This window comes from Streptomyces europaeiscabiei (assembly GCF_001550375.1).
GTDB lineage: Bacteria > Actinomycetota > Actinomycetes > Streptomycetales > Streptomycetaceae > Streptomyces > Streptomyces europaeiscabiei.
In genome coordinates, this window is the sequence record NZ_LRTR01000670.1 from 28,667 (window position 1) to 52,120 (window position 23,454).

Below are 23,454 nucleotides of genomic sequence, written 5' to 3' on the forward strand. Positions count from 1 at the left end.
GCCGAGTGCGGCTCCCAGAAGCCAAGTGAGTGACCCACAAGGCCATATGGGCCCGCAACGAAACGCTCAGGAGTGGCACACTCCTGTTCCGTGGCTGATCTGGCAACTCAAGTACTCCCGGTGGCATCCGCGCTGGCTGGAGTCGCGCTGACCCTCGTAGGCAACGTGTACTTGGAGCGCGGCAAGTGGCAGCGGACCCGGCATACCGATCAAGAGGCCCGGTCACTCCAGGCGTACGCCGATCTCTTGCAGGCGGTCACGGACATCGCACGTACTCTCCGGCAGACGGCCGAACAGTTCGGCGAGGGCCACAGCGCCGAGATGCAAGAGGTTGTCACGGCGATAGACAGCCACATAGCCCAAGTGCGACGGCACGGCACGATGGTCCGCCTCGTAGGACCGCGTAGCGCCTTCGGCCTGGTGAAGTCGTTGGAAGATCAGATCGCCCCTCTCTACCGGCTGCTTGTTGCGGTTGAGCGCTCAGGCGATGGCACGCCCCTGGTGGAGCCTGCCCGGCGGTTGATGCGGACCCGAGATGAGATTACCGATCACTTGCGAAGGGCCAGCGGTCTCTCCTGATGAAGATCCGGTAGCCACGAGGGCACAACAACGAAGCCCGTGCCCGATCGTGCGGGAAGTCGCGGGGAACCACGGTGACGAGCGGGTACCGCACAGCACAACGGCCCCTGACCATATGACCTGGTCAGGGGCCGTTCACCTATGCGGTGGGTGTGGGATTTGAACCCACGGTGACTCGCGCCACGACGGTTTTCAAGATCGCTGGCGGCTTGATTCCCGGTCACAACGAACCAAGTCAGAGCGCTTCCTTGGACGGAGTAACAGGCTCCCCCGACTTCCGTACTACAGGCAAGACACTCCAGGCGGTGTTGCGCCCCGGTACGGCCTTGGGCTCGGTCGGCGGGCGGGGCGGCCCGTGGGCCGCCCCGCCCGGGCGGTTTAGGGCTTCTCGCCGTCCCGGTCGACGAGGGACTGGGTCGTCTTCATCTCGCAGAATGTGACCTCGCCCTTCTTGTGCGAGCGTCCAGCCGACGAGCCGTCCTCGTACTTCTCCTCGTAGTCGCGCACCGCGACCGACTGGTTCCCCTGGTACTGGAAGGTGTCGGGGTCGAGGAGGTATTCCCGGCGCTGAACGGCCTTGCTGCCCAGGTCCGGGTATATGGCGATGGCCTCATGCCCCATGGGGTCCTTCACCAGGTGCGGGACCACCTCGATCCCGGGGTCCGCGGCCAGGGCCCGGTACAGCTTGGCCATACCCTGCGGATGCACGGGATAGGCCTCGTCGAGGGTCGCCAGGAGCGCGAAGGTCTCGAGCTGCTCACCCGTCAAGCCGGTGTCCTTGCCCATGGGGAACATGTCCGCCGCCTGCTTCCGGATCTCGGCGGGGTCGTCCGGCAGCGAGGCGAGCAGGCGATACAGCCGCCGCTGCGAGGGCTCGTCGTCGCCGTCCTTGTCGTCCTCCCTCACGGGGCTGTCGTACTGGACCCACTCCTCGCTCACCACGGGCTTGGCATCGGGCGCCGCGTCCGACGCTCCGTTTGTGCACTGCGCGGTCTTCAGGTAGACCCACTGGCCGTCGCGCGGATGCAGATCCGGCTGCTGCGACACCACTTCCGCCGCCTGCTCCAGGACTGCCGTCGCGGACGTCAGGTCGGGCCCGGCAGGCTGCACGCCCCGCTCGGGTCCACCGCCACCGACGAGCATGGTCACCAGCACCGCGATGGTGACCACCGTCGCGGCGACCCCCGCAGCCGTCACGCGCCAGTCCAGCCGCATCCTGCGGGCAGAGCCCTGCTGCGCTGCTCCCAGCAGCTTCTGACGGCCGGCAACCAGCCTCACCCGGTCCGGCGTCGGCGCATCGGCGCGCAGCTCGTGCATCTTGGTCATGTCATCCATGGGTTACCGCCCCGTTGTGGTCGCTTACGAGGGTGGGGTCGGCGCCGAGCGCCGTACGCATCTTGCGCCGCGCCCGGCTCAGCCGGGAGCGGACCGTGCCGACCGGCACCCCGAGGGCGTCGGCACACTCCTGGTAAGTGAAGTCCGCCCAGGCGACCAGCAGCAGCACATGCCGGTCCTTCCCGGGCAAGGCCGCGATCGCCCCGGCCAGCGCCTGCTGCGAGGCCTCGGCCGTCACCCGCTCGTCGGCCCGTTCCGACCAGGACTCGGCCACCGGGTCGACGCCGGTACGGGCCAGCGCCCGCAGCGCCCGCACTTCGGAGCGACGGTGGCTGCCGATGAGGTTGCCGGCGATGCCGTAGAGCCACGGCCTGGCACTGGCGCGCGCGACGTCGTAGCGGGCGCGGTTGCGGAAGGCGATGAGGAAGGTCTGCGCAGTGATGTCGTCGGCGTGACTGTCGCCCAGCCGGCGCATCACATACCGGTGGATCTCGGCGGCATGTCTGTCGTAAAGCCTGGCGAATATCTCCGGCCGCTCCAGGGATTCCTGGATGACCAGCGCGTCGTCGGTGGGTGGATCCCCCACGAGGCCCTCGCTTCTTCGTGCAATAGGAGTGGAGTGCATTCCACCCCCTGTTGTCCGAAGCGGCCAGGAGGGTTCACGCGCGGGTATTGAACCGCTCGCACGGAGATGCGCCAGTTCGTGTGCCCGGACAGCCCACCAGCTCTCGCCGCCAGAATCCGGACAGCGGCGCTCCACTCACCCCGCGCCAACACCAAGCCTTACCGAGAGGGGCGGGCACTCTGGATGGAGACACGACAACGTTCGCAGATCACCATGGTCCTTGGATTGAGAGCACTCAAGCACAGACCGACAGCGTGGCTAAGGTCGCCGGGGTACAGCAAGGCACACGCGCGCCTTGTCGATTGGCACGCCCGCCGTCGTGGCTGACTGTCCTCGGGTGCGGCACATGGCAAATCTCGCAGCGGACCGCCCAGCAGATGTCAGCCCACGTCACCCGGTTCGAACGGGCTGGCACCCTCCACAGCGGGCCTGTGCTGCGGGTCTAAGCGCGCCGGCCGACGCAGGCAGAATGATCGTAGGACAGCCGTCAGCGCCCCCGCACCGGTGTTTCCCGCACCACAAAGGCAACGAGGCTGAGTGTGTAACTGCGTGACAACGCCGACGAACACCGGCGAACTTCGGCGTACGTCAGCGGACCATCAGCGCAGCTCAGAGCCACACCAGTCCAAGGCAGCACCCCCGCCGAAGTTGCTTCGGGACGAAGAGGTCATCGCCGAAAGCCACGCTGCTACACGTCCGCCGTCGTACGTTCCCAACTGAGGCCCCGTCAGGGCATCGAAGTCGGTCCCGCCTACGTCAAGCCCAGCCGCCGTCATAGACGATGACCGCATGCGTTACTTCAACGGGACAGGCTGGCTCGCGATCTTCACCGGCACGGAGACGATGATCGGTCGGACAGTACAAGTGGACGCCTGGGACGAGACGACGGGCGTCGCACTTGTGGTCGATCCCCAACGCGGCGCCCGCCGCCCGGTGACGGACTACCCGGACTTCTCCCACCTGGAGCAGGCCGACCAGGTGGTGGCAGCCATCCCAGGAGGCGGCTGGCGCGCGTACTGGAAGGACGAGGGACCCGACAACGGCCCGTTGACCGAGCAGGTGCTCGCATGGCTGGTCACATCCAAGGGCCGAGCCACCCCGCTCACCGTCGACGCCCACGGGCACGTGGACGACGCTGAGAGCGCCGATCGCCTCATCCCACCTGGTGAGGAGTGAAACAGCCTCCCTCGCGTCGCCGTCTCAGTTTCCGTCTCATTCAGCACCGTTCACGGCCGTTCAGAGAAGGCCGCCCGTCAGGCTCGCCGAGCAGGCCAGCCGCCCATGAACGCAGGTGAACGCCCTCGAACCGAGCCCAGCACCCCACCACCACAGTTGGAAAGCGTGTTGGGTGGTGTGCGCCGAGGAAGAAGCTGGTTCGTACCGATGTCAGACGCCGATGAGAGTGTGTCGGCCATGGAGACACCGGTTGCCCCTGAGAGCGGGGATGAGGAGCACGCCGTCATCGCACACTTCCGGCTCGCCAGTGGCGGTTTTGGCGAGGCCGACCAGCGGGAGCTGGTCTACGAAGCCGAGCAGGCGATGGCGGCCGCGGCCGAGGCAGCCGACGTTGGGGAGGTCGACGGCAACGAGTTCGGTGGGGGCGAAGCAGTCGTGTACGCCTACGGACCGGATGCCGATGCTCTTTTCAAGGTCATGGAGCCGACTCTGCGCGGTCTACCGTTCCGGCCGGCGCACGTCGTTCTCAGGCGAGGCGACGGCGAGTCTCGCCTGGACCTGTAAGCCCGGCCCAGCGGCCATAGGCGAACCGGGCAAGGTGGAGACGAGGCGCACCACTAGCGCACCAGATCAGGCGGGGAACAGCGGGGAACCACGGTGAAGCAGCCAAGCCCTACGAGGCCACAGCTCGGCCGTTTGCCCAGGTCAGCGCCCGAACCCGCCTCGAATGCTCGCAGCTTCCCAAGCTGAGGGCTCCGAAGCTGTCGGCACGGGCCTGCCCTGCGGCTTGCTCTGGTCCGCGAGCACAACGCCGCCTCGTGCCGTGTCGCGGAGAAGGCCGGGTACGGCGTGGAGGCCGTACTGCCCGCCATGCCTCCCGCGTATCCCGAGGACGGCCATCTGCACGGGTGCAGCCTGTCGTCACCGTTCCGTCACGAGTAGTCGCCGCACGGAACCCTGCCGCTCTCCCGCCCTGTCTGCACTCACGTACCACGACCACGCGTACCGCGGGGCAACAACCGACGACCGAAACCCGCGGACGAGACGACTCAGGGGGACGACAACATGCGGCACAGCAACGGCATTCGCAGGGCGGCTCTGGCGACGACGGCGATCGCGGCCGTCGCGGCGGCGGTGACCGGCATCCTGCCCGGCACCGCCATGGCGGCGAGCACCACCACCTCCACCCCGCCGCCCGCCTGCCCGGCCTCCGCCCTCCAGGTCAGCGCCCGGCAGGCCGCCCACCCGCCCGTCGGGACCGGGACCGGGGCGGCGGTCGTGCAGTTCACCAACGTCTCCAAGAAGACGTGCGTCCTGAAGGGCCACCCGACGACGGTCGCGGGCGCCGGCAACGGCTCCCCCACCCACAACACCCCGCTCAAGATCACCACCACCGGCAAGGCGGCCACCGTCACGGTCCGGCCGCACGGCAAGGCGTGGGTCAAGCTGACCTTCGTCCAGGTCCAGGGGGAGGGCGACGGCTACTGCAAGTCGGGCAAGACCCCGAAGGCGTTCCCGACCATGGTCATCGGGCTGCCGCACTCCGGGAAGCACCAGGTCGCCCTGAACGACGGGTGGTGGGCCGAGTGCGACAACAAGGTGACCGTCACCCCCGTCTCGTCGGTCAAGCCTTCCTGACCCCACCGTCCCCACAAATCGAGCAGCCTGCACGACGATCGCAACGCTCTGACCTGCATGTTTACGAGGCACTGCGCATAAGCGCAGGTCAGCGACTCAGCGCACCTTCGGTGCGCGCCGGGGGCGTGGTAATTACTGTGGCGCGCTGAAGGTGCTTCTGTCTGCCCTGACGGGGGCTGATTCCGTCCGGGACGCTGGAGGGGCTCGTACCGACAACGCCAACGGACAACAACGGACGGACCCGAACCTCTGGCCGACGACACAAGCCAGTAGCGTGGCTGAGGCCGGTGGGGGGTGCAGCGAGGCATACGCGTGCGCGGTCGGCCGGCACACCCGCAGTCGTGGCTGACTGTCGTCGGCCGAGGCTCGTGCCACTGCCGTGCCAGATGCAGGGGTCAGCCACGGTCAACATGGGTGTCTCACAGTCGATTTTCCGGCAGCCTGCCCAAGAGCCGAAGCCCCAGCTCAGCGGCACGATCCCCCCGCCTCTCTCCTAAAGCGGGTGTCGCAGGTTCGAATCCTGCCGGGGGCACAGCAAAAGGGCCAGCTCAGGAGGGTTTCCTCCCAGGCTGGCCCTTCGTCGCAGGTCCACAGACTGCCCGACTCGCCGGAAGTTTACGGGGCCATGATCACTCGCCCCATGGCAGCTCCCGCCCAAAGCCGCTCCACCGACCTTGCTGAGTAACCTCACCCAGCGGTCGTCAAAGCTCCCAGTCATCCTCGCCACCAGGGCCGACCGTGATCGGGGCTACTCCGTGTCCGGTCAGGTGCCAGGACTCGAATTGTGGATCTGGGCCGATCCAGAGCCCGGCACCGTCTTGAAAGTCGATGACCAAAGCACCGTGCTCGCGGACATCGACCCCCGTGAGTGTCTGCCCGAACAGGGCCAGAACGGGGGCGAGGCTCACACCCGTGCCGGGGTCGAGTTCATGCCATTCGCCAGCGGCATCCCGAAACAGGAACGGCGTCTCCAGCACCAACTCGGCATCCAACCGGTAGCCCTCATCGGGGTCGAGAGCGCCAAGGCTCAGCCTCACTTGGTGATCAAAGGCTGTGCGCTCCACTTGAGCGCCGATCAAGGCGCTAGGGACCTTCACCCTGTCTCCCTTCCGCACCGTGTGACAGCTCGACAGCGTAACTGCGTGCCCCTCCCGTGCCCGTTCGGTCGGGAGGAACGCCTCCGGGTCAGCATGCACGGAGAAGCCGACGAGTCGGCGGCATCAAGCAAGGACGCGGCCACCGCACCACAAGCGCACCAGATAGAGCGGGGAACAACGGGGAACGACGGTGAAAGCGGCCAAGGGCAATGAGACCTCGTCCTGGACATCAGCCCAGCTCAGTGTCTGAACGGGCCGCGAATGAGCGCAGCTTCCCAAGCTGAGAGCGCGAGTTCGATTCTCGTCACCCGCTCCATGAAGAAGGCCCAGGTCAGAGACCTGGGCCATTTTTCTGTTCGCTGTGATCACTCGCCGCGTGCCAGATTCGCGCCTTCTCCCTGGCGGCGGCCCGCACCTTCCGTATGGCATGGGTGGAGTAGTGACGTGGCGCGGGACGGTCGCGCCGACCGTGGAAGGGGTGCGGCTACTCGGCGACGGGGCGGGAAGTGGCTACCGGCTCGGATGCCTCCACCGGCACGGGCGGGACGTAGGGGCGGAAGGGTGCGAGCGCGGGCACGTCGGGTGCGAGGTGGGCCGTCTTGCGGCGATTGGCTGCCGCTTCGGCGAGGGAGAGGTGAGGCGTACGGGTGCGGGACCAGCCGCCGGACGTGTCGCCGACGACGGCGAGGCGGTCAGCTCGGGGGCGATGCCGCAGGCCGCGTAGACCGTCTCAGGGGCGATGTCGCCGAGCGCCATCTTTGCGGAGGCTTCGTCGTTGTAGCGGTGACAGACACGGCCGGTCGGCATGCCGCCGGTTCCGGGCCGGGCTCGGAGAGCCCCGACCCGGATGTGGCCCCGAAGGCGCAACACTGACTCTGCGTCGTCCGGAGCGGTGGCCGAACTGCAGGTCCTGCACCCGAAGGACGTCAGGCTCTCGGGCCGAGGCCTCGGACTTGCCTCAAGCGGGCCGGAGATCCCGAAGGTGTTCCAGCCAACCTGGGTGATACTGGCTACTCGGTGGCCTCTTCATTCAGTCGTCGTTACGCCGGGTCGATGCGGGAGACGCTGCCACGCAGGTCGAGCACGTACAGCTCGCCATTGCCTCCCTGGGCGAACGAGACGACCCGGCCGCCGTCGACTCCGAGGTTGCGCACGCCGGTCACCTCGCCGTTCTCCATCTGCAGAGCGCGGACGGTGCCGTCGCAGTAGTCGCTGAACACGTACTGACCCTTGAGGTCCGGGATCGCCTCGCCTCGGTAGACGTACCCGCCGGTCACCGAGCAGCCGGGCCCGCTGCGGTCGTACTCGTGGATCGGCGGTACATGGTTCGCGGGCTCCGTGCCGCCCCGGAAGGGATGGTTGCCCTCCATCTGGGACCAGCCGTAGTTCTCGCCACCCTTGCTGGTTACCGGCGCCCAGTCGATCTCCTCCCAGGCGCTCTGGCCGACGTCTCCGATCAGTAGGTCGCCCGTGCCCGCGTCGAAGGAGAACCGCCACGGATTGCGCAACCCGTACGCCCAGATCTCGTCCTTCGCGTTCGGGTCGTCCACGAACGGGTTGCCCGGCGGGATCGCGTACGGCTTGCCGCCGCTCGGGTCGATCCGCAGCAGCTTGCCGAGCAGCGTGTTGAGGTTCTGCCCGTTGCCGTGTGGGTCGCCGGCCGAGCCACCGTCGCCGAGCGCGATGTAGAGGTAGCCGTCGGGGCCGAACGCGATGTCGCCGCCGTTGTGGTTCGCGTAGGGCTGTGTCTGGGTGAGGACGGTGCGCCGGGTGTCCGGCTGGATCTTGCCGTCCCGCACCGCGAACTCGTCCACGGTGCTGGTGCCTTGGAGGTTCGTGAACGAGAGGTAGAAGTGCGCGAACTCCTTGTCGAACGTAATGCCCAGCAGGCCGCGTTCGCCGTTGGTGGTGGTCTCGCCGGATATGTCGATGACGGGGTCGCCGAGCCCTTCATCGTCCAGGACCCTTACCTTGCCTGCGCGTTCGGCTATCCAGACCGTGCCACCGGGACCGGCGGCGCCGGCGGATGGATTCCGGGCCGTGGCCACTTTCTTGAGCACGACCTTCGCTGCCTGACGTGGGGTGCTGAGCTCGTCGGCAGACGCCGTGGTCAAAGCGAGGGAAGCGACGAGGCAGAGGGCCCCGACGACCGCCGAGCTTCTGGTGCGAACTTTCACCGTGATCCTCCTAGAGGCGGCGAACGGGCGAGAGCACCCGGCTGCCATGGGGCAGGGACAGGCGGGTGTCGTCCACGCCGGCACGCATACCTGGGGGGTGGGGGGATGGTGCGCTACTGGCCACAGGTGAGGCTACCGGGACAGGGGTTGTTGAAATAGACCACACTCCGCCACCCATTCACCTCCGCTCCGCTTCCCGTCGCGGCCTGAGCCTCCCCGTTCCCCGGCGCACAGCTGCTCAACGGCGACGGCGCCAGGGCCGGGCGGGCAGTTCCGAGGGAGGCGCGACAGTCGATCCCGGAACGCAGGGGCGTAATGCGTCGGAGCCCAGTGCACTCGCGAAGGCTCCCCGAGCCGGACGGACGAACCAGCAAAGTCAAGCGCCGCACGTTCGGTTCGTGCAGACGCTCGATCCGTCGTACTTCGAACCCGTGCCCACAGCGTGCCTGTATGAGCGGACAGCCACGGTCAACCACAGTGCGACAGGGCCCGCGCAAGCGCGCCGACACGACGAATCCACACAGGTCAGCAGCCGTACAGCCACCCAAGCGCCGTCGCTTCCCAAGCTGAGGGCTTCGATGCCGTGGTTCCGGGGCGGTTGAGTCGCGCGCCGGCAGTGGCCATGCCGGTCATCATCCCGGCCGTTCGGGGGATACGCGCGCGGCCTCGGCGGCGTATCCCACCCCGCGGGGGCATCCCTTGCTGGGACGAAAGGGAGACATGATGCCGCTCTATCTATCAAGGTTCAGCTACACGCCGGAGACCTGGCAGAGACTCATCGGCCACCCCGAGGACCGCGCCAAGGCCGCTCAGTCGTACATCGAGTCCGTCGGAGGCAAGCTCCACGGCTTCTGGTACGCGTTCGGCACACGCGACGGCTACAACCTATGGGAGGCCCCCAATAACGTCTCCATGGCCGCGGTCGCCCTGGCGATCAGCGGAGGCGGCGCACTCAGCTCGTTTGAGACGACCGTTCTCCTGACCATCAACGAAACCATGGATGCCCTGCACAAAGCCGGGCAAGTCCAGTACCGGGCTCCCGGTGCGTAACGGTCCAGATGGCCAGCAACTGCGACCGACCTCTGTAGAGCTACGGATCAGAAGGTTCTGACATCCACGGCTGACATCAACGACGCCGGACGGGGACGTACACCAACACCCCTGTCCGGCCGTCGCACCAGTCGACTACGGCGTCCGAAGCGGGAAGGGATCGAACTCCTAAAGCCTCCTAAAGCGGGTGTCGCAGGTTCGAATCCTGCCGGGGCCACCACGCATTACCGCTCTGACCTGGGGTTTCTCCCCATCGACCTCGGCCAGATCCGACCACGCGCTGCTTGGCAATCGGCGGCGCGTGAGCGATGCGTGAGCGGACTGCCCGATACAGGGCGGCACGAGCCGGATCAAGTGGCTCGCAGTGCGGTTCTGACCAGGGGAAACGGCACCGCGCGCCAGCGCCAGGTACCCCCGGCAAGCTCCGGTCGCTCGGCGGACAATGGCGGCATGACGTTGACGATTTGGGTCGATGACTGGCAGATCCAGTGCTGCGGACGGACAGAGCTTCGCGCCAGGGGAAGTTGTTTCCTGGACGCTGCTGGAGGTCGATCCGGAGGATTACGCCGACGTCGTTGGCAGCGAACGTGCTGATGAGATCGACTTCCGCGAGGAGCATCACGGCCACCGGGAGGGCACGCACCCACCTCGGTGGAGGCGCACAGGAGCGGTGTGGTCATTCGTTACCGGCAGACTGGCGATCGGTTCGGACAGGCGTGCTCCTATGCGTAAGACATCGGCGCGCCCGGCCCATGGAGTTGGCCGGTCGCGCCGATGCTTTATGTACACGCGTGGGTGGGGCGTTTAGAGCGTCACCGGCGCGGTGTGGGAGTGGTCAGTGGCGGTTGCCGCCGTGGTGGCGGTTGCCTCCGTGGTGGCGGTTGCCGCCGTGGTGGCGGTTGTGGCCCCAGGACTCGTTGTCGATGAAGCGGCCGCGGTCGTTGCGCAGGGTGGCGGTGTCGGAGCGGTTGTCCCACACGTAGTTGCGGCGGTCCTGGAAGAGGTCGGTGCGGGTGTCGCGGCCCTCGCCCGTGTGAATGCGGACCGTGGCGCGGCCGGCCAGGCGGTAGTGGTCGAAGGTGTAGGTGTGGCCGTCCTCGTCTTCTTCGAGAGTCCAGCCGTCGAGGTTGACGGTACGGCGTGTGGTGTTGGTCAGCTCCACCCACTCCCTGTTCAGCGACCGGCGCGAGCGGTCGTCGTGTCCCGGGGAGTCGTACTGGACGGCCGAGATCTCCACCTTCGGGCGGGGGCTGCGGTCGTGGTCGGCGGCCGGTGCCGGCAGCGCCGCCACCCCGATGGCAGCGCCGGCCGCGAGCACAGCAGCAACCAGGCGGCGGGCGGTGATGAGAGAGGAAGCAGACATGGAATCCCCTGCATGGTGCGGGCACCCTCCCTGCGATGGCGACCTTTGTGAGCCACCGTGGGAGTCGGTGCGGTGTGCGGTGGCGGCCGGTTTGGCCGCTGACCACACTCTGTCCACCGCGTGCAGGAATTGAGGGGAAAACATGGACTGTGTTACCTGTTGCCCATATTTCTGTGACTGTTGACTGTAACGTCCATTTATATCTCGTATGTATGAGGTTGACGTCTCGATTGTTGATCCGCCGTAGCGGGAGCGGGGCCGCGCCTTTTGATCGCCGCAGCACGCCACCCCATCGGGATCTGGCCCGTCACCCGTAAGTGAGTAACAGCCTGGCTGAATCTGCGCACTCGGACGCATCGCGCTGCCGTCACACGGTTTTCACGGCCGCTGTCGTCGGCGGAGTCAGGTCTCTGAAGGGACGCGTGCGGCGATCTCCCGCGCATGCCGGTCCGCCTACGACAAGGCCGGCCCGTCGTCCTGGGCGACGGTCAACAGCAGCGTGAGCAGATCGTGTGCCTCGGCCAGTGCAAGAAAGGCCAGCCGCTCGGCGGTGTGATCCATGGGGGCGAACTCGATCTCGTCAAGGTCGACGTGCTCGCCTTCATCCATGACCGGGCCAACGCATCCAGCCGCCCGCCAGTCACGCGCCACCGCACGCGTGCGGTCCCGGCCGGGGAGGACACTGGCCGGGAAAAACACCGTCCGGGGCTCGCACACGAATCAGAACGCTCGACTCCAGCCCCAACCGGCGGCTGGCGTCAACGCATAAAGCCTCCACTGATCCCCGGGCGGTTCACTCCTCCGTCGAGGCCGGCGCCGTCAGGGACGATGACCGCATGCGTTACTTCAACGGGACAGGAGGTTGGCTCGCGATCTTCACCGGCACGGAGACGACGATCGGTCGGACAGTGCACGTGGACGCCTGGGACGAGGCGACGGGCGTGGCCCTTGTGGTCGACCCCAAACACGGTATCCGCCGCCCGGTGACGGACTACCCGGACTTCTCCCACCTGGAGCGGGCCGACCAGGTGGTGGCAGCCATCCCAGGAGGCGGCCGGCGCGCGTCCTGGAAGGACGAGGGACCCGACAACGACCCGTTGACCGAGCAGGTGCTTGCATGGCTGGTCACCCCAAGGGCCGGGCCACGCCCATCACCGTCGACACGCACGGGCACGTGGACGACGCGGAGAGCGCCGATCGCCTCATCCCACCCGGGGCGGAGTGAAACAGGCTCCCCGCGTCGCCGTCGCAGTTTCCGTCTCATTCAGCACCGTTCACGGCCGTTCGGAGAAGGCCGCCCGTCAGGCTCGCCGAGCAGGCCGGCCGCCCATGAACGCAGGTGAACGACCCCGCACACACCCCACCACCCCACCACCCCAGGGGGAAGGCGTGCGCCCTCGGTGTCTGACGGTTCCTGAGTACGCGATGCTGGGGTATGACCCCTGAACCTGGCGCTGCTCCGGCGATGACCACTCACGTGAGTGCGGTGACCGACGGCACCACCAGAGTCTTCACATGGGAGGCAGGCGCACGCATCGAGGTCCGCGACCTGGGCGGCGAGATCGTCATTGAGGCCAACGCCGCCGGGTTGAAGACCCTGGCCGGCCACCTCCTCACACTGGCCCAGGACGGCACCCCGGACGGCGCCCATCTCCACCTGGAGGAGAACAACGGACTCGAAGAAGGCTCCGCAAGCCTGGTCCTGGAGAGGTGCGACGACGAATGACTCGTGGCAGACGCATGCCGGATAGTGCGGGGAACAGCGGGGAACAGCGGGGAACCCATCGACCGTCCGCCAGGCGTCTGCCTCCCTCCGTCGCAGGTCAGGACCTGTCCAAGCCCTTGATGCCGTTAGCTTCCCAAGCTGAGGTCCCCGCTACGTCGGCGCAGTCGGCACTCGTATAGTCGCTGCATGGTGACTGCGACCGTCCGTGAGTGGCACGACGAGGAAGGGTGGGGGGTACTCGACTCTCCCGAGACACCCGGCGGTTGTTGGGGCCACTACGCCGACATCCAGACGAAGGGCTTCCATACGCTGTCGCCGGGACAACGCGTAGATCTCCAATGGGAAGCCCCTGGCTTCAAGCAAGACGGCTATGTCTACCGGGCAGTGCGCATAGTGCCTCGGACAGCCTGACATCCACATCTGACATCAACAGCGGCAGACAGCAGCAGCTACGGGGCTCCGCCTGCCCGCTCGCAACCTTGAGACGAGGGCGGGGCATCCGTCAGCCTGACCGCCGAGCGACAGCGGCAGTTCTTACGGCGTGCGCCTGGTCGTCCTCGTCAGCAGGTATCGCCCCCCATCAAGTGGCTAGCCGGAATGGATTCGGCACACATGAGGTCGGGTGAGGTCGGGTGAGGTCGGGTGAGGTCGGGTGAGGTCGGGAACGACTGAGAACACGCGGCAGCGGCAGCCGCAGCTACTGCCCCCGCGCAGGCAGGCATGACGGTGTGAGGTCGAGAAGCCGCGGCGCTCGTCGGACTCGGTCCACCTCGCGCAGATGTCAGGAAACCTGAGAAATAAGTACGCCTGCCGCGCGGGCCGCGTCAAGGCCATCACGGCAACTTCCCTCTCCCCGGGATGCCGGGCAGGCCGCACCCGGAGAGTCCGTCCGATACGCCCCGGCAACACCCTTGTCATCCGGCGTCGGCGTGTGCATCATCGTGGTCATCATCAGGGTTCCTGATATCGGGCTCGCCGCCCGGCCCTACCGGGACGCGAAGGAACCCGCCACCGCTCTCCGATACCGGCTCCGGCTCCCCCAGCGGCTTCAGCCGCCCGTTCCGGCTTCCCCAGCAGCTCCACCACCCTCACTTCCGCTCCCTCGACGTGCCCGGAGGCACCCATGAGCGCACCCATGAGCACACCCGCGAACGGCGATTTGTCCCGAAGATCCGTTCTCCGGGGGACGGCCGGAGCCGCCGGGCTGTTCACCGCGGGCGGTCTGCTGACCGCCTGCGGCGGCATCAAGGAGTCCTCGGCGCAGACCGACGCGGTGCTCCGCATCGGCTATGTCTCGCCCAGCACGGGCCCTGCCGCGGGCTTCGGCGAACCGAACGCGTTCCTCATGAAGAAGATGCGCGCCACCTTCAAGGACGGGCTGCAGATCGGCGGCAAGAAGTACTCGGTCGAGATCATCGACCGCGACAGTCAGTCGAACCCGCAGACCGCCGCGCAGGTCGCCGCCGACCTGATCAACAGCGAGAAGATCGATCTGATGCTCGTCACCTCGACCCCGGAGACGGTCAACCCCGTCGCCGACGCGTGCGAGGCGGCGAAGATCCCGTGCCTGTCGACCGCCGTGCCGTGGGAGGCCTGGTACTTCGGCCGCGGTGCCACCCCCGAGAAGCCCTTCACGTACACGTACCACTTCTTCATAGGTGTCGCGGAGATCCATGCCGCGTACCTCTCGCTGTGGACGAAGGGCGGGGTGGAGACCAACCGGCGGGTCGGCGTCATGTGGCCCAACGACCCCGACGGCAAGGCGATCCGGCAGGGGCTCGGGCCGCAGTTGAAGAAGAGCGGGTTCAGGATCGTCGACCCGGGGGCGTACGAGGACGGGACGAACGACTACTCGGCGCAGATCGCGGCGTTCAAGAAGGCGGACGCGGAGATCTTCAACACCTTCCCGCTGCCGCCCGACTTCGCCACCTTCTGGAAGCAGGCCCGGCAGCAGGGCTACCGGCCGCGCATCGCGTCCATCGCCAAGACCGGTCTCCTCCCCTCCCAGATCGAGGCGCTCGGTTCGCTCGGGCACGGCCTCAGCGCCGGCTTCTGGTGGTCGCCCCAGTTCCCGTTCACGTCCACCCTCACCGACCAGACCGCCCGCCAACTGGCCGACGACTACGAGAAGTCGACGGGCAAGCAGTGGACCCAGGTCATCGGGTCCAACATGGCTCTCTTCGAGGTCGCGGTCCACGCGCTGAAGTCGACCTCCGACCCCAAGGACCGGGGCGAACTGGCGGCAGCCCTCGGCAAGGCCAAGCTCACCACCGTCGCCGGGCCGTTGGACTTCACGTCCGGGCCGGTGAAGAACGTCTCCACGGAGCCGCTGGTCATGGCGCAGTGGCGCAAGGCCACGGGTGGCAGCAAGTTCGCGGTCGAGCCCGTCATCGTCGACAACGGTGCCTTCCGCGACATCCCGCTCGGAGGCGAACTTGAGCCCCTCCGCTGAGCCGGTGACCGCGGGGACAGGGGAGGCCGCTCCGGCGGCCTCCCCGGCCCCGCCGGTCCTCGCGGCGAACGGCATTCACCGCCGCTTCGGCAGCCTGGTCGTCCTCGAAGGCATCGACATCACCCTCGCCCCCGGCGAGGCCCTGGGCATCGTCGGCCCGAACGGCGCCGGGAAGACGACCCTGCTCGACATCCTCTCCGGGGCCCAGGCCCCCTCCGAGGGCAGCGTCACCTTCCAGGATCAGGACGTGACCCGCTGGAAGGTCGACCGCCGGTGCCGCAGCGGCATCGGGCGCTCCCATCAGGTGCCGCGCCCCTTCACCGGCATGACGGCCTACGAGAACGTGCTGGTCGCGTCGGTGCAGGGCGGCTCGCACCGGCGCCGGGCCGCAGAGCAGCACGCGCTCGGCGTACTCGAGCGCTGCGGCATGCTCGGCCAGGCCAACCGGCCCGCGGCCGCGCTCACCCTGCTGGAACGCAAGCGGCTGGAGATGGCGCGGGCGCTGGCGACCGATCCGCAGGTGCTGCTGCTGGACGAGATCGCCGGTGGCCTCACCGACGCGGAGACGGACGAACTGATCGCCACCATCCGGCAGTTGCGCGCCGACGGCATCGCCATCGTCTGGATCGAGCACGTCATCCACGCACTGCTGCGGGTGATCGACCGGCTGGTCTGTCTCGCGCAGGGCCGGGTCCTGGCCGAGGGCGAACCGGACGCCGTCATGTCCGATCCCCGGGTCGTCGAGGCCTACCTCGGGAGCGCGGCATGAGTCTGCTGTCGGTCGAGAATCTCGAAGTACGGCACGGTCTGCTGCGCGCCGTCCGCGACGTCTCCTTCGCCGTGGACGAGGGCGAGGTCGTGGCGGTGGTCGGGGCCAACGGAGCCGGAAAGTCCACCCTGCTGCGGGCCGTCGCGGGAGCACACCAGTCGACCGAGGGCCGTATCGGCCTGGACGGTGTGGAGGTGACGGCACGGCGGGCCCACGACCGTGTCGCGGCCGGAATAGCGCTGGTCCCGGAGGGACGGCGGCTCTTCGCCGACCTCACCGTGGAGGAGAACCTGCTGGTCGCGTCCCGGGTACGGCGCCCCGGACCGTGGGACCTGGCAGCCGTCGTGGCCGCCTTCCCCCTGCTCGACGGGCTGCTGAAGCGGCGTGCCGGCAACCTCTCGGGCGGCGAGCAGCAGGCCGTGGCCATCGGCAGGGCGCTGATGACCAACCCCCGGCTGCTGCTGCTCGACGAGGTCTCGCTGGGCCTCGCGCCCATCGTGGTCGACACCCTCTACGACTCGCTCGGCACGATCCTCTCCGGCGGTACGACGGTACTGCTGGTGGAGCAGGACCTCGGCCGCGCACTGGGGGTGGCCCGGCGCGTGCTGTGCATGCTCGAAGGCCGCGTCGTCCTGGACGAACCAGCCGACGAGGTCACCCGCGACCAGGTGGTAGAGGCGTACTTCGGACTCGGCCGGGCGGCGGGCCCGGACCGCACCACGGCCGCGACCGCGACCGCGACCTCGCAGGAGGAGCCGGCATGAACTGGATCAACGCCCTCGTGCAGGGCGTCATGCTCGGCGGTGTCTACGCGCTCTTCGCCTGCGGCCTTTCTCTGATGTTCGGCGTCATGCGGACCGTCAACCTGAGCCACGGCGACCTCGCGGTCCTCGGCGCGTTCCTGGTCGCGGTGCTGGCCGCCGCCGTCGGCATCAGCCCGTTCTTCGCCGTCCTCCTGGTCCTGCCCGTGATGGGCCTGGTCGGCGTGGCGTTGCAGCGGGGCATCCTCAGCAGGGCGCTGCGCACCGGCGAGATGTCGTCGATGCTGGCCACGTTCGGTCTCGCCATCGTGCTGCAGAACGTACTGCTGGAGGTCTTCAGCGCCGACTCCCGCTCCCTGGACGTCGGTTCGCTGTCCACGTCCGGTCTCCAGCTCGGGCCGTCGGTGAGCATCCCGTACCTCGGTGTGCTGACCGTGGCGGTGGCGGTCGCGCTGCTCGGCGGGCTGCAACTGCTGCTGACCCGTACGGGCATCGGCCGGGCGATCCGCGCCACCGCCGCCGACGCGGACACCGCCGAGTTGGTCGGGATCGACAGCCGCCGGGTGTACGCCTGGGCCGCCGCCATCGCCGTCGCCACCGCGGGTCTGGCAGGCGCGTTCTTCGCGATGCGGTCGTCGTTCAGCCCGTCCATGGGGCCGACCCAGCTCCTGTTCGCCTTCGAGGTCGTCGTGATCGGAGGGCTCGGTTCGCTGTGGGGGACGCTCGTCGGGGGCATGGTCCTCGGCATCGCCCAGACGGTCGGCGCGCAGGTCGATCCGCGCTTCTCCATCGTGGCCGGACACGCGGTGTTCCTCGCGGTCCTGGCCTTCCGTCCGCAGGGACTGCTCGGCATGAGAAGGAGCCGCACATGACCACCGCATCACCGGTCGCAACAGCCACCGCAACCGCCACCGCAACCGCCACCATCCACCGGTGGACCCCCGTCTCCCGTACGGCGTCCGGCGCCCTGGCCACCCTGCTGCTCGTGCTGGCGTTCGCGCCCTTCGTCTTCGCTCCCGAGGCGACCGCCAAGCTGACGACCCTGTTCGTCCTCGTCATCGTCGCGGCCATGTGGAACGCGCTGGCGGGCTACGCCGGTCTGGTCTCCGTCGGCCAGCAGGGCTTCATCGGCCTCGGCGCGTACGGAGTGTTCCTCTTCGTCGACCGAGGCGTCAGCCCCTTTCTCGCGGTCGTCCTGGCGGCCCTGCTCGCCGGCGCGGTCGCGGTACCCACCTCGCTGCTCGCGTTCCGGCTCACCGGTGGACAGTTCGCCATCGGCATGTGGGCGATCGCGGAGTTCTTCCGGCTGGTCGTCGTGAACACGCCTTCGCTCGGCGGCGGTTCCGGCCGCTCTCTCACCGATCTGTCGGCCACCGATCCGGCGGTGCGGCAGGCCCAGGTGTACTGGCTCGCCCTGGCGCTGATGAGTGTGCTGCTGCTGGCCGTGTTCGTGCTGCTGCGCAGCAGGCTGGGGGCTTCGCTGGAGGCGATCCGCGACGACCCGGTGGGCGCGGCGTCCGTCGGGGTACGGGTCACCTCGGCGAAGCGGCTGGTCTTCGTCCTGGCGGCGGTGGGCGGCGCCGCGGCCGGTGGACTCACCCTGGCGAGCACCCTGCGGGTGCAGCCGGACTCCATCTTCGGGGTCCACTGGTCCGCGTACATGATCTTCATGGTGGTCATCGGCGGCCTCGGCACCTTCGAGGGACCGATCATCGGGGCGATCGTGTTCTTCCTGGTGCAGGACTGGTTCGGGGACACCGGAGGCACCTGGTACCTGATCGGGCTCGGCGCCCTGGCCATCGGGATGACGCTGTGGATGCCCCATGGGCTGTGGGGTACCGTGGCTCGCCGACGTGACCTGGAACTACTACCTGTCGGCTATCGGGTGAAGACACCGGTCGTCTGACCTCGACGACGGCCTCGCCCGACCTCTCCGACGACCGACCAAGAGGTGCGAACGATGCCGGAGGCAGCCGATCGGGCTCCGGGTGAGGATTCCGATCCGGACCCGGAGGGTCACAAGGGCCCGCTGACGATCTACCTCGTCAAGCAGCTGGAACTGGCCATCCGCTCCTTCATGGACGAGGCCCTGCGGCCGTACGGGCTCACGACGTTCCAGTACACGGCCCTGACCGTGCTGCAGCACCGAGGCGGACTCTCCTCCGCCCAGTTGGCCCGCCGCTCCTTCGTCAGACCCCAGACGATGCACGAGATCGTGCGCTCGTTGGAGGAGCGTGGGCTGATCGAGCGCGCCCATGCCCCGGGGAACCGGCGGATCATGGAGGCCCGACTGACGCGGGAGGGGCATGAGCTGCTGGCGGCGTGCGCGCCGGCGGTGCAGAAGCTGGAGGACCGGTTGCTGCTCGACATACCGGAGAAACGGCGGTCCGTGTTCCGGCAGGGCCTGGAGGACGCGCTCGCCTCCTTGACGGGGCGCCACCACGAGTGACACCCCGGACCGGCGGCCACCAACCCCGGCCCGCCCCCACCCCCGCTCCCTCTCATCGGCGGTCCCTGAAGTCCGGCGACTGTTGAGTGCAGGACTTCTCACGTCTGCCGTACAGCAGGACGGGCCGGTGGCCGCGTCTCGGGCCGCGCCGCCGGAACGGCGTACCGCGAGGCACTGATCCGCTTCGCGGAGACAGTCAGCCTTGCCCGGTCCCCAGACGCAGGTGGCCGGAACGCGCCGTGGCTATCCCGCCGCCAGGGGCGTGGAGTTGAGTTCGCGTATCAACTGCGGGGTGAGAAGTTCGCCGGCCCGGTCGGCGAGGACGGCCATTTCGTAACCGACCAGGCCGACGTCGCATCCCTCGGGAGCGAGGACGCCGAGGCAGCTGCCGTCGCGGATGCGACCGACCATGAGGAAGCCGCCGAGCATTTCGATCATGACGAGCTTCATGCCGCGGAAGCCGTGTGTTGTCGCCGCGTTCTGGGCGAGGCTGGTGATGCCCGAGACGACGGCGGCCAGGTGGTCGGCACGATCTCGGCCGAGGCCGTCCGAGGCGGCCATGAGGAGGCCGTCGGAGGAGACGGCGACGGCGTCGATGACGCCGTCGGTGGTGCGTACGAACTCCGAGATGAGCCAGCCGAAACTCTGGACGGCGGTGGTCACGATGACACTCCTTGGGTGCTTCTGGCCTCGGCACGGGCGACACCTGCTCGGAAACCGTTGAGCAGTGCGGAAACAGCGGGCCTGGCGGGCGGGGGTGCGGCGGAGCCGTTCCGGGCGGGGGCGAGCAGGCGCCCGGGAAGGACGAGGAGAGCGGACAGGCCGCCGCCAGGGGTGTCGAAGAGCTGGACCTGCGCGCCTTCACCGAGGCGGTGGACGAGCCGGCCGACGACGAGGTGGCCGAGGAACCGGGTGGGCGCGGCGAGAAGGGCTTCCTCGCCGGATACGGAGAGACGAGCGCGCGCACGTTCCTTGTCGGCTTCGGACATGCCGATGCCGTGGTCGACGACGGCGAAGCAGTACGTGTCGTCCTCGGTGTCGTACCAGCCGTGCACCTCGACCGGTTCGGTCGGAGGTGAGAAGTTCAGCCCGTTCTCGACGAGTTCGGCGAGGAGGTGGGCGACATCCGCGACGGCGTGCCCGCGCACCCGCACCGGCTCCACCGCCGCGATCAGGACCCGACGGTACTGCTCCACCTCGGCGACGGCGGACTGAACGACTTCCAGGCCGTCGGCAGGTGGTGCCATGGGCCGCGGCGGATTCTGCCCGGCCAGGACCAGCAGGCTTTCGGCGTTGCGCCGCATACGGGTGGCGAGGTGGTCGAGCTCGAAGAGCTCGGCGAGGGCGTCCGGGTCGAGTTCCTGCCGTTCCAGGCGGGTGATGAGGCTGAGCTGGCGACGCACGAGGTTCTGGTTGCGGCGGCCGAGATTGGCGAGCGATTCGGTGGTGTTGCGGCGCAGGCCGGCCTGCTGGGCAGCCAGGTGGAGGGCGGTGTGTTCCACCTGCCGCAGGGACGCCGCGACCTCGGCGATCTCCGCCGCGCCACCCAGCAACCGTGCCTCGGAGACATCCGGGGCGTCCGGTGCCTCCAAGGCCTCCAAGGCCTCCGTCGGCGGGAGGACCTCCCCCTGGTCCTGCGGGGACTGCTGGATACGGGCGACGGTCGCGGGCAGCCGGTGGCGCGCCACGTCGTGGGCGGCCGCGGCGAGTGCGCCGAGCGGGCGGGTGAGGGAACGTGAGGCGAAAGCGGCGAGACCCGCGACGAGAGCGGCCATGAGCGTTCCCGCGACGAGGTAGGCGGCGAGGCCCAGCTCCGCGTCGTGACTGAGCCGGTCGGCCCGGTCCCGTACGTCGTCGCCGACCGACTGCTGGACGGCGTACAGATCGTCGACGAGTACGGTCATCGCGTCCCACCACGTGCTGGCGTCGGCGCGCAGTGCGGAGCCGTCGGCGGCGCCCTCCGCCTGATTCTCGTAGGCGGTGGCGCGTTGGGCGTCCTTGGTACCGAAGGCGTTCTTCAGGGCGGCGCGCTCGGGCGCGGTGGCGACCTGGCGGAAGCGAGTGAGGGCGGCGACGCGTGTGGCGCGCACCTCGGTGAAGGTGAGGTACTCGCGGCCGTGGAAGGCTCCCTCGGCGAACACGCCGTTGAGGAGACCGCGTTCGAGAGCGACGGACTCCTTGGCCGCGGCCAGTTCCTGCAACGCCGCCAAGCTGTCGCGCAGTTGGCGGTCGGCGCGCGTCGTGGTCTCCGTCACCGGGTCGACGGCGTTGAGAGCGTCGACGGCGGTGGTGTAGAAGGCGAGGGTGGCGGTCCGGTCCGCGGTGTCCGTGCCGATGGTGTCCCTGTCGGTCGTGCCGACGGTGTCCTCGTCGGTCGCGCCTACGGTGTCACTGTCGGCAGGGGTGTCCTTGTCGACGGAGGTGTCCTTGCCGACGGGGGTGTCCTTGCCGACGGGGGTGTCCTTGTCGGCTGCGGCACGGATGACGGTGAGGCGCCGCAGGTGCCGCTGGATGACCTCCGCGACGGCGGGTTCGTGGCGCATTCCGCGCAGCGCGGTGTCAACGCGCTTGCGCGTGGCGGTGAGTGGTGTGCGGAAGCTCTCCTCACCGCCCAACAGACCGTTCGTCAGCCCGCGTTCGCGTTGCAGCTGGTGCACCAGCGCCTGGACGCGCAGGCTGAGGCCGACCTCGGCACGGGTGGTCCGCGCGTCTCCGAGGGCCTCGGCGCGGTCGTACATGGACAGACCGGCCACCGCCAGCAGCAAGCAGATCGGGACCGTGATGACCACCGTCACACGGCCTCTGATGCTGCGCCAGCCAGGCAGCGGACGACGGTTGTTGGGCGGCGGACGGTCGCCGGGAGTCGTTCGGCTGCCGCGGCGGCGCCCTGATCCGCCCCTGCCGAGACGGCCCTTGGCGATTGCGCCGAGTCCGCTGAGCCTGCCGGGCAGCGGCCGAGATGACGTCCACACCCTCATAGTCACGAAGCTAGTCCGGTCGGCGTAGCGGCCGGTTTCCGGCCTGTTAGGCCCGTGGGAACTTCAGTTGCGCCGCCCTCACACGGCAGGCCGGGAGACTGTGACCGCGCGGGGCAGGGCGGTGCCCGGGCTCGTCCTCCACGCGCAGGCCTGACGCCCAGTCTGCTGATGCGGCTGCCGTATACGAGGGGGCCCCTCTGCCGCCTGCCTCCTCGGTGTCTCCGTTGCTGCCTCTTGCGCAAAGGGGAGGTCGCCGCGGCGCTCCGCGTTGTGCTTGCTCGTCAGTCGCCGGTTTCCGTCTCGTCGTGGGTGGTCGTCATGGGGACCCAGCCACGGGGGTTGGGGTGCCAGTAGTGCGGTAGCCCCTCGATGCTGGTGGTGCGGAACGGGCGGCCGTGGTCGTCGATGCGCACCGTGCCGGTTCGGCCCTGTGAGGACCAGTCGAGTTCGAGGTACCAGTCGCAGGTGCAGGATTCGGTGGTCGCGGCGAGCATCAGGACCTCCGGCTCCCGCAGGGACACCTGGTAGGGGAAGCCGATCGCGGGGGCCGGTCTGTCCGGGTCGTTGCCGGGCATCGAACGGGCCAGGGGCCGGTGTGCGTCAAGGTTCACGGAGAAGTAGCGGGGGATGAGGGTGGCGCCGCAGCCTTCGTACGTGGAGTAGGCGATGCCCCGGCCGGCGGCGGGGGTGGTGCGGCCGGCCACACGCACATGCAGTGCCTCCAGGACGACGGCGGCGGAGCCACGCCCCTGCACCGAGATCCGCAGATTGGTGGTGCGCCCGTGCACCGCCCCCAGGGACGCGGCCCACGCCTCGGCGTCCGCCGGGAGCGGCGGCGGTGGAACCTGCTGCGGTGGCTTGTCGATGACGTAGTCATGGTCGCAGTCGAGCTGCCAGAGCTGGGAGTTGGCCGTCCAGGTGAGCGGGACCGACGGCGGGACCGGGCTGGCGCTCGCCGGGTTCTTCTGCGGGTCGCCGTCGCTGAGCGTGGCCGACGCCGAGGGTTTCGATGTGGCGGGGGCGGAGGCCGACGACTCACCTCCACCGGAGGGGGACACGGCAGCTGATTGCGGGCCGCCGCCGCTGTACGTGGCCGACGCCGAGGGTTCCGGTGTGGTGCGGGCGGAGGCCGACGACTCGCCTCCACCGGAAGGGGGCCCGGAGGCGGATGCGGTGAGGCCGGCGAGCGCAATGGCGAGCGAGGCCGCCAGTACCGTCGATCGCACGGGGCGTCGTCGCGGGCGCCCGGCATGGGGCCGCGGGTCGGCCGGTGAGGTCG

The 23,454-nt window shown here is 68.7% G+C and carries 23 protein-coding genes, 1 tRNA gene and 1 pseudogene; 15 read left to right on the plus strand and 10 right to left on the minus strand.

Annotated elements, in window-relative coordinates; all coding sequences use genetic code 11:
* Positions 1–90: 90 nt before the first annotated feature.
* A complete protein-coding gene (locus tag AWZ10_RS32870; protein ID WP_234361161.1) occupies positions 91–579 on the plus strand; it encodes a hypothetical protein in 489 nt (162 codons plus the stop codon).
* A gap of 378 nt (positions 580–957) precedes the next feature.
* On the opposite strand, the gene AWZ10_RS32875 is transcribed toward AWZ10_RS32870, so the two are convergent.
* Both AWZ10_RS32875 and AWZ10_RS32880 read right to left on the minus strand, forming a co-directional pair.
* A complete protein-coding gene (locus AWZ10_RS32875; RefSeq protein ID WP_234360657.1) occupies positions 958–1,905 on the minus strand; it encodes a CU044_5270 family protein in 948 nt (315 codons plus the stop codon).
* 1 nt (position 1,906) lies between these two features.
* Positions 1,907–2,500, minus strand: coding sequence for an RNA polymerase sigma factor (locus AWZ10_RS32880; protein WP_060892809.1), 594 nt, complete (start codon positions 2,498–2,500; stop codon positions 1,907–1,909).
* A gap of 828 nt (positions 2,501–3,328) precedes the next feature.
* On the opposite strand from AWZ10_RS32880, the gene AWZ10_RS32885 reads away from it, so the two are divergent.
* The 4 genes from AWZ10_RS32885 to AWZ10_RS32900 all read left to right on the plus strand — a co-directional run bounded on the left by AWZ10_RS32885 (position 3,329) and on the right by AWZ10_RS32900 (position 5,885).
* A complete protein-coding gene (locus tag AWZ10_RS32885; RefSeq protein ID WP_060892810.1) occupies positions 3,329–3,715 on the plus strand; it encodes a hypothetical protein in 387 nt (128 codons plus the stop codon).
* 207 nt (positions 3,716–3,922) lie between these two features.
* On the plus strand, positions 3,923–4,279 hold the full coding sequence (locus AWZ10_RS32890; RefSeq protein WP_060892811.1) for a hypothetical protein: 357 nt from the start codon (positions 3,923–3,925) through the stop codon (positions 4,277–4,279).
* Positions 4,280–4,780: 501 nt separating this feature from the next.
* Positions 4,781–5,353 (plus strand): DUF4232 domain-containing protein, encoded by a 573-nt coding sequence (locus AWZ10_RS32895; RefSeq protein WP_060892812.1) that lies wholly within the window; start codon positions 4,781–4,783, stop codon positions 5,351–5,353.
* Positions 5,354–5,810: 457 nt separating this feature from the next.
* A tRNA-Arg gene (locus tag AWZ10_RS32900) sits at positions 5,811–5,885 on the plus strand.
* Between the two features lie 169 nt (positions 5,886–6,054).
* Here the strand turns inward: AWZ10_RS32900 and AWZ10_RS32905 are convergent.
* The 3 genes and pseudogenes from AWZ10_RS32905 to AWZ10_RS32910 form a co-directional block, all read right to left on the minus strand.
* Entirely contained in the window at positions 6,055–6,432 is a 378-nt protein-coding gene (locus tag AWZ10_RS32905; RefSeq protein WP_234360659.1) for a DUF6188 family protein, read from the minus strand.
* Positions 6,433–6,934: 502 nt separating this feature from the next.
* Positions 6,935–7,251, minus strand: a pseudogene (locus AWZ10_RS54195) (FtsK/SpoIIIE domain-containing protein); the annotation flags it as partial.
* Positions 7,252–7,490: 239 nt separating this feature from the next.
* Entirely contained in the window at positions 7,491–8,627 is a 1,137-nt protein-coding gene (locus AWZ10_RS32910; protein WP_060892813.1) for a PQQ-dependent sugar dehydrogenase, read from the minus strand.
* Between the two features lie 723 nt (positions 8,628–9,350).
* Between AWZ10_RS32910 and AWZ10_RS32915 the strand changes: the two genes are divergently transcribed.
* Together AWZ10_RS32915 and AWZ10_RS55540 are read left to right on the plus strand one after the other, a co-directional pair.
* On the plus strand, positions 9,351–9,677 hold the full coding sequence (locus AWZ10_RS32915) for a GYD domain-containing protein (RefSeq protein WP_046703934.1): 327 nt from the start codon (positions 9,351–9,353) through the stop codon (positions 9,675–9,677).
* A gap of 472 nt (positions 9,678–10,149) precedes the next feature.
* Positions 10,150–10,485: a DUF6578 domain-containing protein gene (locus tag AWZ10_RS55540; protein ID WP_338135320.1), complete on the plus strand. Its 336-nt coding sequence runs from the start codon at positions 10,150–10,152 to the stop codon at positions 10,483–10,485.
* Between the two features lie 27 nt (positions 10,486–10,512).
* Here the strand turns inward: AWZ10_RS55540 and AWZ10_RS32920 are convergent, their stop codons facing one another.
* Together AWZ10_RS32920 and AWZ10_RS52555 are read right to left on the minus strand one after the other, a co-directional pair.
* The gene (locus AWZ10_RS32920) at positions 10,513–11,040 is read right to left on the minus strand and encodes a lamin tail domain-containing protein (protein ID WP_046703929.1); all 528 of its coding nucleotides are present in this window, start codon (positions 11,038–11,040) and stop codon (positions 10,513–10,515) included.
* A gap of 453 nt (positions 11,041–11,493) precedes the next feature.
* The gene (locus AWZ10_RS52555; protein WP_162948136.1) at positions 11,494–11,649 is read right to left on the minus strand and encodes a DUF6417 family protein; all 156 of its coding nucleotides are present in this window, start codon (positions 11,647–11,649) and stop codon (positions 11,494–11,496) included.
* A gap of 856 nt (positions 11,650–12,505) precedes the next feature.
* On the opposite strand from AWZ10_RS52555, the gene AWZ10_RS32935 reads away from it, so the two are divergent.
* The 8 genes from AWZ10_RS32935 to AWZ10_RS32965 all read left to right on the plus strand — a co-directional run bounded on the left by AWZ10_RS32935 (position 12,506) and on the right by AWZ10_RS32965 (position 19,197).
* Entirely contained in the window at positions 12,506–12,766 is a 261-nt protein-coding gene (locus AWZ10_RS32935; RefSeq protein WP_240439313.1) for an Imm32 family immunity protein, read from the plus strand.
* A 186-nt stretch (positions 12,767–12,952) separates the two neighbouring features.
* Positions 12,953–13,177 (plus strand): hypothetical protein, encoded by a 225-nt coding sequence (locus AWZ10_RS54200; protein ID WP_078935263.1) that lies wholly within the window; start codon positions 12,953–12,955, stop codon positions 13,175–13,177.
* Between the two features lie 724 nt (positions 13,178–13,901).
* Entirely contained in the window at positions 13,902–15,218 is a 1,317-nt protein-coding gene (locus tag AWZ10_RS32940; protein ID WP_052769549.1) for an ABC transporter substrate-binding protein, read from the plus strand.
* Positions 15,202–15,987, plus strand: a complete 786-nt coding sequence (locus AWZ10_RS32945; RefSeq protein WP_208618594.1) for an ABC transporter ATP-binding protein — start codon at positions 15,202–15,204, stop codon at positions 15,985–15,987. The genes AWZ10_RS32940 and AWZ10_RS32945 overlap by 17 nt, the downstream gene beginning before the upstream one ends.
* Positions 15,984–16,751, plus strand: a complete 768-nt coding sequence (locus AWZ10_RS32950) for an ABC transporter ATP-binding protein (RefSeq protein ID WP_060892816.1) — start codon at positions 15,984–15,986, stop codon at positions 16,749–16,751. The genes AWZ10_RS32945 and AWZ10_RS32950 overlap by 4 nt, the downstream gene beginning before the upstream one ends.
* A complete protein-coding gene (locus AWZ10_RS32955; RefSeq protein WP_046703932.1) occupies positions 16,748–17,620 on the plus strand; it encodes a branched-chain amino acid ABC transporter permease in 873 nt (290 codons plus the stop codon). Before AWZ10_RS32950 ends, AWZ10_RS32955 begins: the two co-directional genes overlap by 4 nt.
* Positions 17,617–18,654, plus strand: coding sequence for a branched-chain amino acid ABC transporter permease (locus tag AWZ10_RS32960; protein ID WP_060892817.1), 1,038 nt, complete (start codon positions 17,617–17,619; stop codon positions 18,652–18,654). Before AWZ10_RS32955 ends, AWZ10_RS32960 begins: the two co-directional genes overlap by 4 nt.
* A gap of 54 nt (positions 18,655–18,708) precedes the next feature.
* Positions 18,709–19,197: a MarR family winged helix-turn-helix transcriptional regulator gene (locus AWZ10_RS32965; RefSeq protein WP_078935264.1), complete on the plus strand. Its 489-nt coding sequence runs from the start codon at positions 18,709–18,711 to the stop codon at positions 19,195–19,197.
* 243 nt (positions 19,198–19,440) lie between these two features.
* Here AWZ10_RS32965 and AWZ10_RS32970 read toward each other — a convergent pair whose 3' ends face one another.
* From AWZ10_RS32970 to AWZ10_RS32980, 3 genes are all read right to left on the minus strand, one after another.
* Entirely contained in the window at positions 19,441–19,860 is a 420-nt protein-coding gene (locus AWZ10_RS32970) for a roadblock/LC7 domain-containing protein (protein WP_046706395.1), read from the minus strand.
* Entirely contained in the window at positions 19,857–21,992 is a 2,136-nt protein-coding gene (locus tag AWZ10_RS32975; protein ID WP_244172620.1) for a nitrate- and nitrite sensing domain-containing protein, read from the minus strand. The genes AWZ10_RS32970 and AWZ10_RS32975 overlap by 4 nt, the downstream gene beginning before the upstream one ends.
* Positions 21,993–22,456: 464 nt before the next feature.
* Positions 22,457–23,401, minus strand: coding sequence for a hypothetical protein (locus AWZ10_RS32980; RefSeq protein WP_060892818.1), 945 nt, complete (start codon positions 23,399–23,401; stop codon positions 22,457–22,459).
* Between the last annotated feature and the right edge of the window lie 53 nt (positions 23,402–23,454).

Excerpts from the sequence above, each read along its gene's own strand:
- AWZ10_RS32965 (WP_078935264.1), top strand. The coding sequence starts at position 18,709 with ATGCCGGAGGCAGCCGATCGGGCTCCGGGTGAGGATTCCGATCCGGAC.
- AWZ10_RS32885 (WP_060892810.1), top strand. The coding sequence starts at position 3,329 with ATGCGTTACTTCAACGGGACAGGCTGGCTCGCGATCTTCACCGGCACG.
- AWZ10_RS32915 (WP_046703934.1), top strand. The coding sequence starts at position 9,351 with ATGCCGCTCTATCTATCAAGGTTCAGCTACACGCCGGAGACCTGGCAG.
- AWZ10_RS32895 (WP_060892812.1), top strand. The coding sequence starts at position 4,781 with ATGCGGCACAGCAACGGCATTCGCAGGGCGGCTCTGGCGACGACGGCG.
- AWZ10_RS52555 (WP_162948136.1), bottom strand. The coding sequence starts at position 11,649 with ATGGATGAAGGCGAGCACGTCGACCTTGACGAGATCGAGTTCGCCCCC.
- AWZ10_RS32960 (WP_060892817.1), top strand. The coding sequence starts at position 17,617 with ATGACCACCGCATCACCGGTCGCAACAGCCACCGCAACCGCCACCGCA.
- AWZ10_RS32890 (WP_060892811.1), top strand. The coding sequence starts at position 3,923 with ATGTCAGACGCCGATGAGAGTGTGTCGGCCATGGAGACACCGGTTGCC.
- AWZ10_RS32950 (WP_060892816.1), top strand. The coding sequence starts at position 15,984 with ATGAGTCTGCTGTCGGTCGAGAATCTCGAAGTACGGCACGGTCTGCTG.
- AWZ10_RS55540 (WP_338135320.1), top strand. The coding sequence starts at position 10,150 with ATGACTGGCAGATCCAGTGCTGCGGACGGACAGAGCTTCGCGCCAGGG.
- AWZ10_RS32955 (WP_046703932.1), top strand. The coding sequence starts at position 16,748 with ATGAACTGGATCAACGCCCTCGTGCAGGGCGTCATGCTCGGCGGTGTC.
- AWZ10_RS54200 (WP_078935263.1), top strand. The coding sequence starts at position 12,953 with ATGGTGACTGCGACCGTCCGTGAGTGGCACGACGAGGAAGGGTGGGGG.
- AWZ10_RS32940 (WP_052769549.1), top strand. The coding sequence starts at position 13,902 with ATGAGCACACCCGCGAACGGCGATTTGTCCCGAAGATCCGTTCTCCGG.
- AWZ10_RS32920 (WP_046703929.1), bottom strand. The coding sequence starts at position 11,040 with ATGTCTGCTTCCTCTCTCATCACCGCCCGCCGCCTGGTTGCTGCTGTG.
- AWZ10_RS32875 (WP_234360657.1), bottom strand. The coding sequence starts at position 1,905 with ATGACCAAGATGCACGAGCTGCGCGCCGATGCGCCGACGCCGGACCGG.
- AWZ10_RS32935 (WP_240439313.1), top strand. The coding sequence starts at position 12,506 with ATGACCACTCACGTGAGTGCGGTGACCGACGGCACCACCAGAGTCTTC.